At 60.3% G+C, this 15600-nt stretch carries 21 protein-coding genes and 1 tRNA gene; 7 read left to right on the top strand and 15 right to left on the bottom strand.

Annotated features, from left to right (window positions below; translation table 11 throughout):
• Positions 1–30: 30 nt before the first annotated feature.
• Both ATY29_RS26685 and ATY29_RS26680 read right to left on the bottom strand, forming a co-directional pair.
• On the bottom strand, positions 31–1203 hold the full coding sequence (locus ATY29_RS26685; RefSeq protein WP_003567116.1) for a CobW family GTP-binding protein: 1173 nt from the start codon (positions 1201–1203) through the stop codon (positions 31–33).
• Between the two features lie 18 nt (positions 1204–1221).
• Positions 1222–2355: a D-alanyl-D-alanine carboxypeptidase family protein gene (locus ATY29_RS26680; RefSeq protein WP_003567117.1), complete on the bottom strand. Its 1134-nt coding sequence runs from the start codon at positions 2353–2355 to the stop codon at positions 1222–1224.
• A 170-nt stretch (positions 2356–2525) separates the two neighbouring features.
• On the opposite strand from ATY29_RS26680, the gene ATY29_RS26675 reads away from it, so the two are divergent.
• Together ATY29_RS26675 and ATY29_RS26670 are read left to right on the top strand one after the other, a co-directional pair.
• Positions 2526–3689: a M20 aminoacylase family protein gene (locus ATY29_RS26675; protein WP_003567121.1), complete on the top strand. Its 1164-nt coding sequence runs from the start codon at positions 2526–2528 to the stop codon at positions 3687–3689.
• Between the two features lie 53 nt (positions 3690–3742).
• Positions 3743–3819: transfer RNA gene (locus ATY29_RS26670), tRNA-Arg, on the top strand.
• Between the two features lie 373 nt (positions 3820–4192).
• Here the strand turns inward: ATY29_RS26670 and ATY29_RS26660 are convergent.
• Complete coding sequence (locus ATY29_RS26660; RefSeq protein ID WP_097533368.1) at positions 4193–4576, bottom strand: hypothetical protein; 384 nt, start codon at positions 4574–4576, stop codon at positions 4193–4195.
• Positions 4573–4983 (bottom strand): hypothetical protein, encoded by a 411-nt coding sequence (locus ATY29_RS26655; RefSeq protein WP_244597453.1) that lies wholly within the window; start codon positions 4981–4983, stop codon positions 4573–4575. The genes ATY29_RS26660 and ATY29_RS26655 overlap by 4 nt, the downstream gene beginning before the upstream one ends.
• A gap of 257 nt (positions 4984–5240) precedes the next feature.
• On the opposite strand from ATY29_RS26655, the gene ATY29_RS37025 reads away from it, so the two are divergent.
• The 5 genes from ATY29_RS37025 (at position 5241) to ATY29_RS26635 (ending at position 7181) form a co-directional block, all read left to right on the top strand.
• A complete protein-coding gene (locus tag ATY29_RS37025; protein ID WP_097533367.1) occupies positions 5241–5405 on the top strand; it encodes a hypothetical protein in 165 nt (54 codons plus the stop codon).
• A gap of 10 nt (positions 5406–5415) precedes the next feature.
• The gene (locus ATY29_RS26650; RefSeq protein WP_244597452.1) at positions 5416–5955 is read left to right on the top strand and encodes a hypothetical protein; all 540 of its coding nucleotides are present in this window, start codon (positions 5416–5418) and stop codon (positions 5953–5955) included.
• 69 nt (positions 5956–6024) lie between these two features.
• A complete protein-coding gene (locus tag ATY29_RS26645; protein WP_097533366.1) occupies positions 6025–6315 on the top strand; it encodes a hypothetical protein in 291 nt (96 codons plus the stop codon).
• A gap of 18 nt (positions 6316–6333) precedes the next feature.
• Complete coding sequence (locus tag ATY29_RS26640; protein WP_097533365.1) at positions 6334–6537, top strand: hypothetical protein; 204 nt, start codon at positions 6334–6336, stop codon at positions 6535–6537.
• Between the two features lie 209 nt (positions 6538–6746).
• Positions 6747–7181, top strand: coding sequence for a hypothetical protein (locus ATY29_RS26635; RefSeq protein WP_097533364.1), 435 nt, complete (start codon positions 6747–6749; stop codon positions 7179–7181).
• Here the strand turns inward: ATY29_RS26635 and ATY29_RS26630 are convergent.
• The 11 genes from ATY29_RS26630 to ATY29_RS26585 all read right to left on the bottom strand — a co-directional run bounded on the left by ATY29_RS26630 (position 7165) and on the right by ATY29_RS26585 (position 15469).
• Positions 7165–7368: a hypothetical protein gene (locus ATY29_RS26630; RefSeq protein WP_097533363.1), complete on the bottom strand. Its 204-nt coding sequence runs from the start codon at positions 7366–7368 to the stop codon at positions 7165–7167. The two genes, ATY29_RS26635 and ATY29_RS26630, sit on opposite strands and share 17 nt — an antisense overlap.
• A complete protein-coding gene (locus tag ATY29_RS26625; RefSeq protein ID WP_244597451.1) occupies positions 7365–7778 on the bottom strand; it encodes a DUF3102 domain-containing protein in 414 nt (137 codons plus the stop codon). The genes ATY29_RS26630 and ATY29_RS26625 overlap by 4 nt, the downstream gene beginning before the upstream one ends.
• A 45-nt stretch (positions 7779–7823) precedes the next feature.
• A complete protein-coding gene (locus ATY29_RS26620; protein WP_097533361.1) occupies positions 7824–10628 on the bottom strand; it encodes a phage tail length tape measure family protein in 2805 nt (934 codons plus the stop codon).
• Positions 10629–10635: 7 nt separating this feature from the next.
• The gene (locus tag ATY29_RS26615; protein WP_097533360.1) at positions 10636–11025 is read right to left on the bottom strand and encodes an HK97 gp10 family phage protein; all 390 of its coding nucleotides are present in this window, start codon (positions 11023–11025) and stop codon (positions 10636–10638) included.
• Between the two features lie 2 nt (positions 11026–11027).
• Positions 11028–11336 carry a hypothetical protein gene (locus tag ATY29_RS26610; protein ID WP_097533358.1) on the bottom strand — a complete coding sequence of 103 codons (309 nt, stop codon included), beginning with the start codon at positions 11334–11336 and terminating at the stop codon, positions 11028–11030.
• Positions 11337–11429: 93 nt separating this feature from the next.
• Entirely contained in the window at positions 11430–12290 is an 861-nt protein-coding gene (locus ATY29_RS26605) for a hypothetical protein (protein ID WP_097533356.1), read from the bottom strand.
• On the bottom strand, positions 12280–12456 hold the full coding sequence (locus ATY29_RS37020) for a hypothetical protein (protein WP_165779365.1): 177 nt from the start codon (positions 12454–12456) through the stop codon (positions 12280–12282). Before ATY29_RS37020 ends, ATY29_RS26605 begins: the two co-directional genes overlap by 11 nt.
• 14 nt (positions 12457–12470) lie before the next feature.
• A complete protein-coding gene (locus ATY29_RS26600) occupies positions 12471–13868 on the bottom strand; it encodes a terminase large subunit domain-containing protein (RefSeq protein ID WP_097533354.1) in 1398 nt (465 codons plus the stop codon).
• Positions 13865–14125 (bottom strand): hypothetical protein, encoded by a 261-nt coding sequence (locus ATY29_RS26595; protein WP_244597450.1) that lies wholly within the window; start codon positions 14123–14125, stop codon positions 13865–13867. Before ATY29_RS26595 ends, ATY29_RS26600 begins: the two co-directional genes overlap by 4 nt.
• 238 nt (positions 14126–14363) lie before the next feature.
• Positions 14364–15008 carry a recombinase family protein gene (locus ATY29_RS26590; protein WP_097533350.1) on the bottom strand — a complete coding sequence of 215 codons (645 nt, stop codon included), beginning with the start codon at positions 15006–15008 and terminating at the stop codon, positions 14364–14366.
• 257 nt (positions 15009–15265) lie between these two features.
• Positions 15266–15469, bottom strand: coding sequence for a DNA-binding protein (locus tag ATY29_RS26585; protein WP_097533348.1), 204 nt, complete (start codon positions 15467–15469; stop codon positions 15266–15268).
• Positions 15470–15600 lie beyond the last annotated feature (131 nt).

Raw genomic sequence — 15600 nt, 5'->3', positions numbered from 1 at the left:
GAACCGCTACACACTTCCGGGCGACATGCATCAAATTTTCATACCGGGAATGGCGAGCGGGTTGTCGGAGAGCGCAGCACGATCGGGCTTGTCGATGCGCGGCTTGCCGAGAAAGGCGTCGAACAGATCCTTCACGAAGGCTTCGGGCAGATCCTTGGTGATCAGCACCATGCGCGTGCGCCGGTCTTGCGGATCGGGCCAGGCGGGAAGCCGCACCGGCGGATGGAAGATGCTTTGCACGCCATGCAGCACCAGCGGCCGTTCCGGTCGGTCGGAGACGGCAACGATCGCCTTCATTCGCAGCAGCTTCTCGCCATGGGCGGAGCGCAGGAGATCGATGAACATGTCGAGCGCCATCGGGTCGATCGGCTTCGCCTCGATGATCGAGAAGGAGCGGATCGAGGCATCGTGACGATTGACGTCGTGCGCGTCCTGCTGGGCATGACCATGATGATCATGATGGTGGTGGCCGTGATCATCGTGATCATGATCATGGCCACCATGATCGTGATGATGATGCGCCTCGTGCGCGTCCTCGTCCTGCAGCCAGCGGCCGACATCGGCGATCTTCGTCGCGGGATCATAGAGCCCGTTGACCAGCACCGCGGCACTGCTCGCCTCGCTGCTGTCGGCATCCATCATCGCGGCGCGCGGATTGAGCGCCCGCAACCGCTTTTCCAAGGCATCCGTTCCAGCGCCGGCCATCGATTTTTTCGAGACGATCAGCCGGTCGGCGACCGCCGCCTGCTTGCGCGCTTCCTCGTGATTGTCGAGCGTCTGCAGCCCGTTGACCGCATCGACGACGGTGACGACGCCGTCGAGCTCGAAATTCGTGGCAATGACCGGATTGCCCATGATCGCCTGCATCACCGGCGCAGGGTCGGCAAGGCCCGTGGTTTCGATGACGACGCGCTTCACCGGCTTGACGCGGCCGGTCTGCACCGCATCCATCAGGTTGGCGAGCGTATCGACAAGCTCGCCGCGCACGGTGCAGCACAAGCAGCCGTCCGAGAGTTCGATAATCGAATCCCCGGAGCTTTCGACCAGCAGATGATCGATGCCGACATCGCCGAATTCATTGATGATGACGGCCGCATCCTTCATCTGGGGATGTTTGAGGATGCGGTTGAGCAGCGTCGATTTGCCGGCGCCGAGAAAGCCGGTCAGGATGGTGACCGGAATCCTGTCGTTAAGCGCGCTCATCTCATCTAACCTTGAAACTTAAAAGGAGGTCGGGCGCGGCATCGGCACCGGCACGTTGGCGATCCCTCCCGCCGTATCACCCCTTGCCATTTTTTCAGGCTGCGCCGCCGGCTGCGGATCCTGGCCGGGGATGAGCCCGGCAAAGACGAACCGCGGATCGTGATCCATTTCCAATATATAGGGGGACTGCACCCGCATGCGGCCGACCTCGTCGCGCGTTTCGCTGCGCACCTTGGCGCCCTTGGCGCTGCAGATGTCGGCGGAGATGTCGGTCACCTGGTCCTGTCCCTGCCCGTAGGGCTTCAGCGAACCCAGCGTGTCATTGCCGGGAAACTGGGTGGTGAAACCCTTCTGCAAAAGGTTCGCCGTCGCATCGGCGCGCGCCGCAAGGCTGTCGGTGCCGAGCACGACAGAGACGATGGTGCGGCCGTTGCGTGTCGCCGAACCGATCTGATTAAAGCCCGAGGCGCAGATGAAGCCGGTCTTCATGCCGTCGGCGCCGGCGAAGCGGCCGATCAGCATGTTGAGGCTCGGCACGTTCTGCTGGCCGTTGGTGAAACCTTCAAGTGCGAAATAACCGGCATATTGCGGAAAATCGCGGCGCAGCGCCACCGTCAGCACCGCAAGGTCGCGCGCCGTCGTATACTGTCCCTTGCCCGGCAGGCCGTTCGGATTGACGAAATGCGAATCCGTCATGCCGAGCTTCAGCGCCTCGCCGTTCATCCGGGTGACGAAGCCTTCCTGCGTGCCGCCGATGGCTTCGGCGACCGCAACGGCGATGTCGTTGGCCGATTTCACCATCAGGATCTTCAGCGCGCTGTCGAGCGTCAGCTTCTGCCCCGGCTTGAAATACATCTTGGCGGCCGGCTGCGCGGCGGCGCGCTTGCTCATGACGATGGGCGTATCGAGGCTGATCTGGCCGGCGCGGATCGCATCGAACACGGTATAGACGGTCATCAGCTTGGTCAGCGAGGCCGGATACCATTTGCGAAAGGCTTCTTCATGCTCGAGCACGCGGCCGGTCTGCACATCGACGAGAATATGCGGGTTGGCCTGGGCAAGCGAAACGGAGGCCAGAAAAACGGCAGTCGCCGCTGATACGAAAGAAAGCGGCCGCATGGCAGCAAACAAACGGAAGTGGCTCGTCGACACGGTTCGTCCTTCGGATATCAGGAAAATCTCGAAATCTTCCCCTATTTAGCCTATATGGCTATGACATGGCAAAGGTCATTGACTAAGTAATTTCCAAAAGCCTCACAGCCCAGCCTCAACACCCTTGTGATGCGATGAAAGATGGTCGGGTTTTCAACAGGAACGTCAGTATGCCGATTTTGAACAGAGCCGCGGAATTGCAGGACGAGGTCGCCGAGTGGCGCCGCCACATCCACGCCCGGCCCGAGCTGCTCTTCGCGGTGGAAAACACCGCCGCCTTCGTCGCTGAGAAACTCAAGGAATTCGGTGTCGACGAGATCGTCACCGGCATCGGCCGCACCGGCGTCGTCGGCCTGATCAAGGGCAAGGGCGAAGGCCACCGCACCGTCGGCCTGCGCGCCGACATGGACGCCCTGCCGCTCACCGAAATATCAGGCAAACCCTGGGCCTCGAAGACGCCGGGCAAGATGCATGCCTGCGGCCATGACGGCCACACCGCCATGCTGCTCGGCGCGGCGAAATATCTGGCCGAGACCCGCAATTTCAACGGCAATATCGCCGTCATCTTCCAGCCCGCCGAAGAAGGCGGCGGCGGCGGCAACCTGATGGTCAAGGACGGCATGATGGAGCGCTTCGAGATCGAAGAGGTCTACGGCATGCACAATCTGCCGGGCCTGCCGGTGGGACAGTTCGCCACCCGCAAGGGCGCGATCATGGCGGCGACCGACGAATTCACCGTCACCATCAAGGGCCGCGGCGGCCACGCCGCCCAGCCGCACCGGACGATCGACCCGATTGTGATCAGCGCCCAGATCGTCGCCAACCTGCAGATGATCGCCTCGCGCACCGCCGATCCGATCAGCTCGGTCGTCGTTTCGGTGACCAAGTTCAATGCCGGTTTCGCCCATAACGTCATCCCGAACGATGCGACCTTCGCCGGCACCGTCCGCACCCTCGACCCCGAGATGCGCACGCTGGCCGAGACGCGGTTCCGGCAGATCATCGAGGGCATGGTCGCAGCCCACGGCGCCGAGGCCGAAATCAGCTTCCACCGCAACTACCCCGTCACCGTCAACCATCCCGACGAGACCGAGCATGCGGTCGCAACCGCTGCCGCCATCGCCGGCGAGGCGAACGTCAATGCCGAGATCGACCCGATGATGGGCGGCGAAGACTTTTCCTACATGCTGAACGCCCGCCCCGGCGCCTTCATCTTCATCGGCAACGGCGACAGCGCCGGCCTGCACAACCCGGCCTACGACTTCAACGACGAAGCCATCGCCCACGGCATCTCCTACTGGGTTCGCCTGGCCGAACAACGGCTCGGCCTCTGACGACAATTAAGGCTTGGCTTCGCGCCAAGCCTTTTGTATGCATGGCATCAAGTGGTCCCGTAGCTCAGCAGGATAGAGCACCAGATTCCTAATCTGGGGGTCACGCGTTCGAATCGCGTCGGGATCACCATTAATTTCAATGACTTAGATTATACGCTCCCCGAAAACATGTTGCGTCATGTTGCAAGCAGCTACCATTGATTTCAAACGGCTTTCTGTCACACTCGGCTGCTCCACGCGACATGGAATGCAACATGGAAGGGCTCTAGAATGGCAGATGAGCATCTGAAGAACTTGGACGCAGCGCTGGTGAAGATGCGAGAGCATCGAAGGACTCTAGCCGAAAACTTGGCTGGCGATTATGCACGCGCCCACACTGAGGGTTGGCGCGACCAGCTCGTTCAGGTTCAGCAAACAATAGACGCCCTGCTCCGGGCGAAAGATGACGAAAGGAACCTCCTTCCGAAGGTTGCCACGTCAGCACCGTTGAGCATCTGATATAATCAAACGGTTCCCGCCGGCAGGAAGCCGCTGATCAGCTCAGCCCGGGTCCAATCATCGTTCGCTTCCTGGTCGACAAAGTCCTCGCAGCCAAAGATGTATTCGGCCTTGGCGTGAACGCCTTCCAAGGTGGTCGGACGGTAGAAGCAGACGGCCTTGGCGGCCTCGTCCTTTTCAGCGCTTAGCTTCTCCCACAAAGCAATGGAGGCCTCGTCGGGCCATATCTCTGGCAGATCGTCCCACCGGCCTACAGCGGCCTTGTGGGCGTCGATCAGCATCCGGACAATGGCGACGTCATCCAAGCCGGCTGCAGCCGCTGGCAAGGCCACAGGGAGCGATGCAGCGGCTGCGCCACCCAGGAGCCGGCGGCGGGTGATCCTCGTCATAGCGCGCCCTCCTGCTCGAGGTATGCGAGAGCTGCCCGCATCATCGGGCCAACGAGAGGACTGTCTCCAGTCTCCTCCTCGTCGACCGCGAGGCGAAGGGCTGCCATCGCGCCGTCCCGGGTCGTGGCGGGCGCCGTCCAGTTTGCCAGGACCGCGTGCGGTGGCTTCCACGAGCTCAAGCTGTAGGCATTCGCCCCAGGATCATCTTGCGGCGCGTTGGCGTTGTAATCCGCCATACCAGACCGGAAAGCAGCGACCGCAGTCAGCAGCGGATCCGCGACGGCGGCATGAGCTGCGATCGGCGCGATGCCGGCAACACCGATCACAGCAGCGGCGGACGAGGCGGCAATGAGTTGGCGACGGGTAAGCATGGCTTCGCCGGCGGCCTGAACGGGTTTGTCAAGCATTGTGATCTCCAGATTGTGGTTGACGATCTTTGGTTGCCTGATCTCAGGCCAGGTAGATGTCCTTGAGGAGGAATGCCGCAACCAAACCGATGATGGTGATTGCAAGAGCGGTTAGCATGATCGGTTCCCTCCGACTAATGAGTTTCTATGTGCATATTTACTGCCATTATTATTTATGTGTCAATAGCTATGCAAATACTTATTGCAACATAAACTAGCCCGCACTATTCTGCCGGCAGACAGAATGAGGTGACGATATGGGTAGACCGCCGGTTCCGATGCACTTGAAGCGCGATAAGCGCCTGGTCGTGATGTTGACTGATGATGAAATGGAAATGCTTGCCTCTGCGGCGCAGACGGCCGGAACGGCGACATTGAGCGACTGGGTGCGCGATGTGCTACTGGCCGCGGCGAAGGCGTGAGGTAAGGAAAATGAGTGCTGTTCCGGCCTGGATACAGATCTTGCAGGCGCTTCTTACCCCGACGATCGCCGTTGCAGTCGGTGTGATCGGCTTTCTGCAGTGGCGAACCGCGCATCAAAAGGTGATGCTTGACCTCTTCGAAAGACGCATGAAGGTGATAGACGAGGTCAACGACGCCCTGGGGCACTACTGGTCTAATGAAGGTAACCTTTCAGACTTCAACGCTCGGCGCCGTTTAGCACTCGCCTATAGCAGTTCTCGCTACCTGTTTGGCGAGGACGTCACGACGGAAATCAAGCGACTTGTGGCCTTCGCCACCGAACTCAGCCTTCTAAAAGCCAGACTGGAGAAGCTTGTCGCTGACGGGCCAGAACGTAGCGAGGTCATCGAAAAAATACTCCTACTGGAAGACGCCTTTGAGAAATGGCTGATTTCGTTTCCCGTCCTATGCCTTCCGTACATGACGCATGATCAGCGGCGAATCGGAACTTTGGGGGACTGGCTTGCTGAACGAAATCGCAAGCGTCTCAGCTACGCCGATAAGCCGTAGCGAGAACGATTTGACTGGAGAGAGTGCATTCTGCCACTCTGCATCCAGAGAGAGTAAAGGCGAGGGGCCATGACAAAGAGATTCGAGATTTCAGGGTCGCAGTATTTCAGCTCGATGGGCTTGCTGGGCGTATCGATGTTCATTTTCAGCCCGCTCGCCGATGCCGCTTGCTATTGGTGGCTGACCAACGAATTGCTGGACACCTATGATCGCAACCTGTGGCCGCCGCTGGTCGGATTGATGGCGTGTAGCGTCGCCTTCCTTTCCGGCCTGGTCTTGATCATCATCGGGCGAGAGCAGACATATACGGTGCGGGAGATAGATCCCAGCAATACGGTGAAGGGCCTGTGGAGCTCCTGATGCCGCAGGGAATGGGCTATGGACTGGGAAGCCAAGGCTGAAGCCGCCCGTCGGCGCTACAACGAACTCTATCCCGATCGCCCGATAAAGCAGATCGGCGATACGCTGGACGCCCTATATTATATGGATCTGTTCAGCTTCGTCTGGGAGAACGGCACGCCGCTGACCGATCGGGAAATCCGGGCCGTCGAGATGTTCACCCCGCCCGGATGTTTCTCCTGAGCTTTGCCCCATAGAGGCCCGTAGACGCGCAGCAGGGCTTGGCGGGTGTCTGGCTGGGTTAAGCGGCCGATGGCGCTCCTTGGACTCCCTATGCCATCCGCACAGTGTGCGTGATGCCGTCTCGACTCTTCTGATCTCCTCTGCTTCGATGCAACGACAGCCTATGGGCTGATGAGGGGAAGTGACCAGAGTCAATTGCAGGGGGAACAATGGATATCATGATGGGGCTGGCTGCGGCAACGCAAGCTTTAGACATAGCCAAGAAACTCAGAGAATTCGATCAGGATTTCAAGGCCTCCGAATTCAGACTTCAGATTGCCGAGCTCTATGGCAACCTCGCGGACGTTAAGATCGCCCTAGCCGACGCCAAGGCAGCCCTGCAGGAAAAAGATCAAGAAATCGAACGCCTCAAGCGGGTCAATGAAGGCAAACTCAAGACAATACGGATTGGCAATTACAACTTCGGGATTGGTGAGGACGGAAAGCCGCTAAGTAAGGCCTTCTGCCCAGCGTGTGAGCAATCTAACGGCGCGCAGATCCCGATCTCCCGCGGTCTGTCTGGGCACGATCTCTGTCCCAAATGCCAAGGCGTCTACGATGCTCGTGCGACGAACCTTCCAGTCGGGTTCAAGATGCCTGAATGAGCCGGTTGACGAGTTCGCTGGCTTCTTGATCGCTGATCTCTGCGAAATTCCTGATCAGATCGGCCCACGCTCCGGCATCTGCCATCAACGGCATGCCTGGGCGTCGGGCGCCCGCGAGCGCCACAGCCATCCCCAACGCGCGATACAACTTCTCCGAATCACTTCTGTCCTGGTCGTAGATGGTCATGCTGCCGATCGCTCCTGCTGGGCTTCCTTTGCTGCGCGCATGAAGCGTTGCGCCTGGCCGATGGACAGCCCGCTGTTCTCCTTGAGCCATGGACCGAAATGGCCATGGGGCAGCTGGTCTTTGATTCTGATCAGCTCCCGGCCGATCTGGATCATCTTGTCGTCGGAAACCCGTTCGAAGCGTCGCGGCAGCCGGGGGCGGTCCGGTTGCGCCTTCGGCTCGGGTGCAAGGGCGGCAGGGCTGCAGAGCCGGCTGTGTGCATCCCAGGCGGCGCGGCGCTGTTCTTCAGGCAACGCTTTGAACTGCTTAATCGTCATGCCGAGGCCGAACGCGACGAAAGCGATCTCTCGGTTCTCGTGATCGGAAATGTTCTTGATCCGCGCCATCTGGAAATTATTGACCGGGCGCATGACGCCGACGCCTTCGACTTCGATCTCAAAACGGGAGCTCATGGTCTATCGGCCCCGCACGACCTGCTGGACGACGCGGCGGAAATCATCCGCCACGGCCTGGCGGGAACGAGCGTCGCCTGTGTCGCCGTGGAAGTTGACCGTGATCGGCGCGTGCACGGTGGCCTTTTCCTTGCTGGCCGAGCTGCCGCTGCGCTGATCCGATACCTTGCTGTCATCGACGATCAGGACACGTTCCTTGTTGCGCTTGAAGAACTCGACCTTCTGGTCTTCACCCGCCATAATCTGGCCGCCGGTCGCAAAGCCAGTCAGGCCGGGGTTGTGCTGTGTCCCGAGTATGCCCGGGGTGATGTTATAGGTGGCGTAGCCGATGGCGCCCGTCCCATTCGTGAAGGTAATCCCGGGCCCCATATAGGGGGAGTTGTAGTCGACGATCGCGGAGTTGGAACCCGAGCCCGAGCCAGCATAGCCGCCGCCTCCACGCTTGGAGTAACCGCCGCCCAACGAGCCGTAAGAACTCATGGCCGACGCGCGCGCCGCCACAGCCACCGATGCAATCCCGGATTTGACCTCCTTAAGGCTGGCGATCATCTCGCCAAAGTCGCTCTCATAGGTCTCGAAATAGTTGGTGTGGATCCGGAGTTCCTGGAGCGCGCCATAAAGGTGGTCCTCGATCAGCGACAGGGTATCGCGGCCACCTGAGAGAATCGAGGCAGTGCTGTTGGCGTTGGTGACGGATCCGGCCGCTGCCATCGTCAGGATCTCCGGACCTTTCTCACCGACCAGGTAGGTTCCGCCGGCAGACACCGGACCACCCGCCGCACGATAGCCGAGAGTTTCATACATCGTCTGAAAATCATTCTGAGAGATCAGCCCGCCCGACGTCGTAGGCGACAGTTCCTGCATGAAATCCGACTGACCGCGATAGATGCGTTCCCGCGCCGCCGGCGTCAGCGTCGCATATTGCTCATGGGTCGCGAAGGTGCTGATGCCACCGTAGACCGTGTGGTTCCGACCGTTGATGTTGTATTGCTGCATCGTCATATCGGGAGCGCCACCGCCGATGACGTTGACGTTTGCCGAGCCGCCGCCGGCCGACGGGACGGTGTATTGCCGGATGCCGATATTGACCGTCTTGTCAGGGATCGAAAGGATCGACTTCGACAAGGATTCGACGGATGCCTGGAGGTCACGAACGCGCCCGTTCCCGTTCATCAGGGCGTTTATGAAGCCGTCGATGATCCGCGGGTCGCCGCCGATCTGGTAAAGGCTCTGCCGGATGAGCTCCAGGCTCTCGTGCGCCTGCAGAGCGGTCGTTTGACCACCATCAAGCGCTTGGAAGACCTTCTGGATCGATGATGCAGCCCGAGCAATCGCGTCCGCGGCGGCCTGGCCGGCAACGCCATCGCCGAAGACCTCAGATACTGGCGTTTTTGCAGCCTCGGCGATCGCCTTCTGAAGATCCGAGAGCTCGGCTTTCATCGAGCGCAGCTGAGCGCTGGACTGCTCCAGCGAGGTAAGCGTCTGCCGCCTCGAGTTTGCCGCCTGCTGGGCGACATCGACAACCGTGGCGGCGGTGCCTTTCGCGGTCTGCGAAACCGTCTGGAGCGATGTGCCGAGCGCCGCGACGCCCTGTGTGGTCTGGGAGACATCGATTGCCTTCAGCCTGTCCAGCCCGCCGGCGCTCTGTTCCGCGGCGACCTGGACCGCCTTCAGCATTCCCGGCAGCGCCATTGCGGCTTTCAGTTCATCCTCGTCGATCACACGCAGCCTGTTGGCGAGCTTTTTCTGAGCGGGCGCCGCGTCGGCGCTGGTGGCGATCTGGGACAGCGCATCGCGGTAAGCCAGGAGGTCCGGCTTGCCGGCTTCGGTGCTCTTTTTCAGCTGATTGATCGCCTCTTTGAACCGATCGATGACATTGATGTTGCCGGCGAAGTCGGAGGCAGGCAGGGCGAGCGCCTCGGACAGCTCGTTGCGCGCGGATTTGGCGACGATCGCCTTGGTTGCTTCGAGCGTTTCGCCAGCATTGGCCGCAAGCGTAGCTTTGCTTTCCGAGACATAGGCTTTGAGGCCGGCAGCGGCTTCACCATAGGCGGCTTTGATTCCGCGAATATTGTCCGCGTGTCGACTGAGCAGCTCGTCGACCGTCTTGGTACCGCTTACGGCGCTACCCACATACTGGAGGAGGGCGGCTGTACCTGCGACGAGACCCATCGTCACCAGAGAGACAGGATTCAAGAGCGACAAGAACGCGGCGCCAAGGCCTTTTACAGCGCCACCTGCGCCCATAGGGCCGAGCACGGCCGAAAGCTGCGTTCCCTGCTGCAGGGCGATCTGAAGCGGGCTCATACCCATTGCCGCCGTCACGGCGATATCCTGGAACTGTGCTGCCAGGTTGGCAGTCTCAAAGCTCCTGATCCCACCACCCTTGTTCATCGTCTGTCGCGCGGTGGACGCGGCCGTGACCGCGCTGTTGTACCCCTTGATCGCGGCAACGGCAGACAAGGCCGCCTGACGCTCTCGGGAGAGAGCCGTTGTCATCTCATTGACCGACAGAGCGCCCAGTGTGTGCGCCTGCCGGATCTCGTTCTGCGTCTGCTTGTAGCGCTGAAGCACGGCGAAGGTCGGGTTGAACTTGGCCCGCAGCGCGTCCTGTTGTTGAAACAGGCTTTGCGCCGAAGTCTGCGCAGACTTCGCCATTTGCTGCTGCGCCTGCCCCAAAGCATCAGTCATGCGCTGCGTTTGCTTCGCGGCGTTGCCGATCTCCTGGAGCTCGCGCTTGACGACCCGGCCGCCGGCCTCGGTTCCCGATGGATCAATGACAATGCTGAGTGTCTTGGTGCTGTTCATGTCTACCTCACAGGGTCATTGATTCGAGTTCAGCGAAGGTCAGAGCAACGACACCGGCCGGCGCTTGTTTCGAGTGTCCATTTTCGAGGGCGACCGCATACGGGACGTTATTGGAAATGAAGATGGCCTGTTCAGGCGCAGCCGCTTCGATGGTGGCGACGCCCTTGGCGATCGTCGATCCCCCCGATTTATCCGTGACTTCAGAAACGGAGTAATCGACCGCATTCACCGCAACATTCCAATTGCCGCGGAAACGGCCGGTGTCGACCGGGCTCTTCATAACGACGCTGGAGAGCGCGTGCATGGCAAACTTCTGAACGACAGGCTTCACCAGTTCTTCTGGAATTGAATCTGCGAACTTCCGGAGATCGAGCGCAAAACTGAAGGCGTTGGCCATTCTCAGCCCCTCTTATGCAGAATGGCGAGATTCCGTTGGAAATCCCGATAGAGGAGATCAAGGACGGCCAAGGCGTTCCCGGCGACGTCGCGCACTCCCTGATGATGTTCCGTAGGCCACGGCCGTCGGCTGTATGCCGCGACCATTTTCTCGATCTCGGTTTTCCTGGCCCGGTACAGTCTGATGATATTTGCCCGGGCAATCCGGTGGCTGCCCTCGCGCTCCACCGATCGCGTCAGTTCATTGACCGCGGCATCGCCGAAAGCCTCGACGCTGTCCTTGAACGTGGCTGCGGCTGCGAAAGCGTCCATGGTCAGTTCCTTCCCATCAATGGTGCGGTCCCCGCCGCTAGGAAGTCACGTCCTCTGGCCGAAAAGGCGTGAAACGACGGGGACCGCATCTCGTCAGGCCGCCTTGGCCGCTGTGGTTTGCAGATCGAGGGCCATATCAAGCAGAAGGTTACGCTCGTTGAACTTCAGCGACTTGATCGTTTCGGCGATGGCATTGAGATCAACGGGGGGCGGGGTGAAGGATGCCCTTTTCGCGTCCAGTTCGACCTGCTGATCAATCTGCTGCTCGATCGGCTTGAATTCAGCGTCGAAGTCATGGCGAAGCATGCCGATGATTTCGCGAACATCATCACGGGCGCCGTCCACGGCTCGCTCTACCGTCTTCACGGCTTCGTCGAGTTCATTCAGCCCGGCGATTTCATCGCCATAGCGCTGCTCGACAAGCAACTGACTGAGGTGATCCCGCGTCGACGGAAGCAAGCCCGTCAGCTCGACCGGGACCGAAATGGCCGCTTCCACGATAAACGGATCACTGGCACGCCTGACAGCCTCGGTACGCTCGTCGGGCGTCATGGTGCGGAGCCAGGCGCGGACCTCCTGCCGGCGCATTTCACCGACGAGGTCATTCGGATCATGATCGAATGGCTTGAACGCCGCCCGACGCTTATCGATCTCGCGACGGAACTTGCTGACCTGCTGCGCGGCAGCGCGGCGAATGTCCGGCACCGTCTCGCTAAGCGCTGTCTGCTTGAGCATGTCCTTGATGCCGGCAGCGGTATACTTGCCCGTCTTTTCCAATTCGGCGCGTTTGGCGCGGATCCGTTCGGGAGCACTCTGGATCTCGCCGTAGAGCTTCTCCAAAGTGGTGAACGGACCGCTGTCGCCACTATCGCGCCACTGGGGCATCCAAGGGCCTATCCATTTGCCCTTGTCTGAGTGGTGTTTGCCCGGGAACTTCGAATCCTTATTGATCATCGCGCTTGCCTCCAAGCTTGAGCTTGCCTTCCGTGCTGGCCTTCGCCTTGGCGAGGCCGCGATCCAGATGGCTCATGTCCGTGACTGCAGAGTCCGGCTGCCGGCCGTAGTCGCGCATATCGACGTGGACGCCGGGTTTTACTTCAGTGGTGTGCGAGGGCTTCATCGCTTGCTTTCCTTTCAGATCCTGAGTTCTTCCCAGGTGACGACGTGCTGCGGCTTGGCCGTTGCGTTCAGGACGCCGGCCACCGCATTCGCCAGGTCATCGTGACCTCCTGGAGCGTGATCGATTGATTCCTTGCCGCCGCGGCTCACCCGCCGCTCGAGCCCCACGATCTGGGTGACGAGCCGATCGGAATCGAGGAGATCGGCCGCCCCGCTGTTCAGAAGCGGCAGCATGTCGCGATACAGATCCGAGCGGGGCTTCTCGGCGATCTTGTAAGTGATGCCCTTCTTACGGAACTGTTCGCGCGGCCATTCGCCGGCATAGCGGTCGCCTTCCACCTCCCGGACGCGGTATTTGGCCAGCGTGTCGGCAAATTCGGCAACGACGGATTCCGGGCTGAAAGGCGGTTTGCGTTCGCGGACGCAATCGAGAATGTTGCGCTCGCCCTCCTTGTGGCCGATCGCCAGGGTCATCGAGTCGTTGCTGCCGCCGCTCGGGTCGACGAATGCACGATAGCGGATGTTCGAAAGCGGCGCCCGTTCGTAGACCCCGCGCGAAACGCAGTCTTCGACGACCTCGATATTGACGAACTGCTCGATATCGGAGCGGAATTCCGCCCCATATTCTGCCATCGCCGACGCATGATCGCGCTCGAGGGCACGATCGACGACCGATTGAGAAATGGTAGGGTTCATATCCCGCGTAGCGGCTCGCCAGACGAGCGGCGCCTCATCCTTGCCCCAGAACCGCTTGAAGGCATCCCAGAGCGCTCCGCGGCGCGCATGAGGCGAAGAGGCGCAAAGCAGCATGGAATTCGGGATGGAGGCCATACCGGGCCTGATCGCGTCCAGGATGGCATAATCGGGCTCTGCCGCGTCATCGGTTCGCCAGAAGGCGAGCTCGTCGCAGAGAACGGCCGCATAGGTGTAGCCGCGCGTCGACCGGAATGAAGCCGTGCCGACTTCAATGGTCGTGCTGTTGTCGAGATCGAAGCTATCAGCCGTATCACGTTCCACCATGGCCTGGAGGAGTGGAATGTTGTCGAGCATCGCCCGGACATAGCGAAGGATCACACGCGCCTGCCGGCGATCGGTGGCGATGACCAGGACCGTGGCGCGCTCGCCCGGCGCCAGATACTGCCGGTAGTCGAAGAAGCAGGCCAGGAAGACCGCGATCAGCGCCATGGTGAAGGATTTGCCCCCACGGCGACCGATGACAAGCCAGCCCTCGCGCTGCGCCTCTGTAGGGGCTTCCTTGCGGCCGGTATGCCTCTGGTAAAGCCCAAGCTGCTCGTCATCCATTTGCAGGCCGAACAACGCAGCCAGGAAGGCAAACCACCCCCGATAGGTCTCAGGCTTGCGAAACCACGGTGCAAAGATCTCGGGATGTGCGCAAGCCTCGAGGATGTTCATGCGGCGGCGCCCTCAGCGAGGAGATCCTGAAGGCTCCGCTTCGGTTTCTGGCCTTTGGGCTTGATGTCGAGCTGTTTCACGAGCCTGGCCTGAAGGTTGTTCAAGCGGACGAGGTTCTCCGCGTCGACGGCCTCGCCTCTGATGATGGCGGCCTGCAGCTTCTCGCTTTCCACCGTAACCGCGGCCACCTGTCGGACCAGCGCGCGTTGGGGTTCGTTGAGGGAAGCAGCCCCGCCCAGGTCATCGGCGAAGGACATGCAGAGATCCCGGTAGCGACGCCCAAGGGCACTGCGATTGTCCACGCCCTCCAGCAGCCACGAACCATTTGAAATGGCAGAGCGATTGCGGGTGGAATTGCTGTCGATCTGGTTTCGATTTGTGCTCATACGCCCAGAAATGACTGGGTTTCGTAGGCACTTCAATGGCGGGAATAGGGCTTACGGATTGGCCCGTATCAACACGTAGCGGTGCGTTTCACGAGGCCGGTTTCCACCCCTAATCAACGTGACGATCAAGGATACGCTTGACGGTCATGGCCTGCAAGCCGTGGGTCTCGCCGATCTTCCGGAAGCTGTCGCCCTTGGCCCTGGCATCCTTCATGGCCTTGAGGATCCTCTGCTGCTTCGGGTTCTCGACGAGGCGCCCGTCAACCACGTCAAAGCCGTAGGGGGTCTTGCCGCCGCCATAGATGCCCTGTGACGCGAGGTGACGCTTGACCTCCCGGATACGCTCCCGGATGCGCTCTCGCTCGTTCTCGGCCACGGCAGACAGGATGGTGAAGACGAGCTTGCTGATACCGTTGGTGGTCACATCTCCACCCAGATCGATCATGACCAGGCCAGTGCCTTGCGCCTTCAATTCCTCAAGCGTTCCAAGGGCATCAGAGGCAGAGCGGAACATGCGGTCCAGCTTGGGAGTGATGATCATATCGCCCTTGCCCACCAGGCCGAGGAGCCGCTTGCCCTGCGGTCGATCGGCAAGCGGGACAGATCCCGAGACGCCGGCCTCGACGAAGACCTCAGACACTTCCATGCCCTGCATCATGGCATAGCCGAGGATCTTCGCCTTCTGCGTTTCCAGGCTGTCGCCATTGGTTGCCTGCTCGCTTGTCGACACTCTAACGTAACCGAAGACCTTCATCGCAAGAGCCCTTCTGTAACTTTGCTTTAGCTATGTTACATTTTAAGCAATGTTACAGGCTTTCACAAGGTCTATTTCTGAGATCTGTGCGGCAGAGAGCGAGAAAATACAGGCAGTTAAGCCTTTTCGTGCGGCTCCCAAGTACGAGCCTTTTTTGCCCATCGCCCTGCACCTCCCCTGTTATGTTCTAAGGTAGGCTGCGGCGTCGACCTTGTGAAGGGCGATGCTTCGATGTGAGTAGGAAAGCCTCCGCGCGTTCATCCCTCCTTCTTCTTCGCCTTCGCCTGCTCTTCCAACTCATCGAGCCATTGCAGGAGTTTGGTCTTCCTGGCGCATACCGTACGGCCGATACGAAACGTGGGCATGTTCCCTTGCTCGTCGTGCCATGACACTTGCCTTGGGGTCAGACCAAGGAAGCGGGCGATAGCCTTATGGCCTGTGAGGACTTCCGGCTCGGTCAAGCTGCCTCCGCGTCGTCTGTGACGTCACCAGGCCGGCCAATGACGTTCTCCTCGAGCCATTGCCGGTATCGATCGAGGGCGGGGCTTATGTCCTCGCCTGTCGACCGCCGATAAGCTTCCCTGGTGGGAGC

Origin of the sequence: Rhizobium hidalgonense (assembly GCF_002914525.1) — a bacterium.
In the GTDB taxonomy this organism is placed as follows: Bacteria; Pseudomonadota; Alphaproteobacteria; order Rhizobiales; family Rhizobiaceae; genus Rhizobium; species Rhizobium hidalgonense.
The sequence above is the reverse complement of the archived record's forward strand: the minus strand, read 5'-3'. Positions and strand labels throughout refer to the sequence as shown.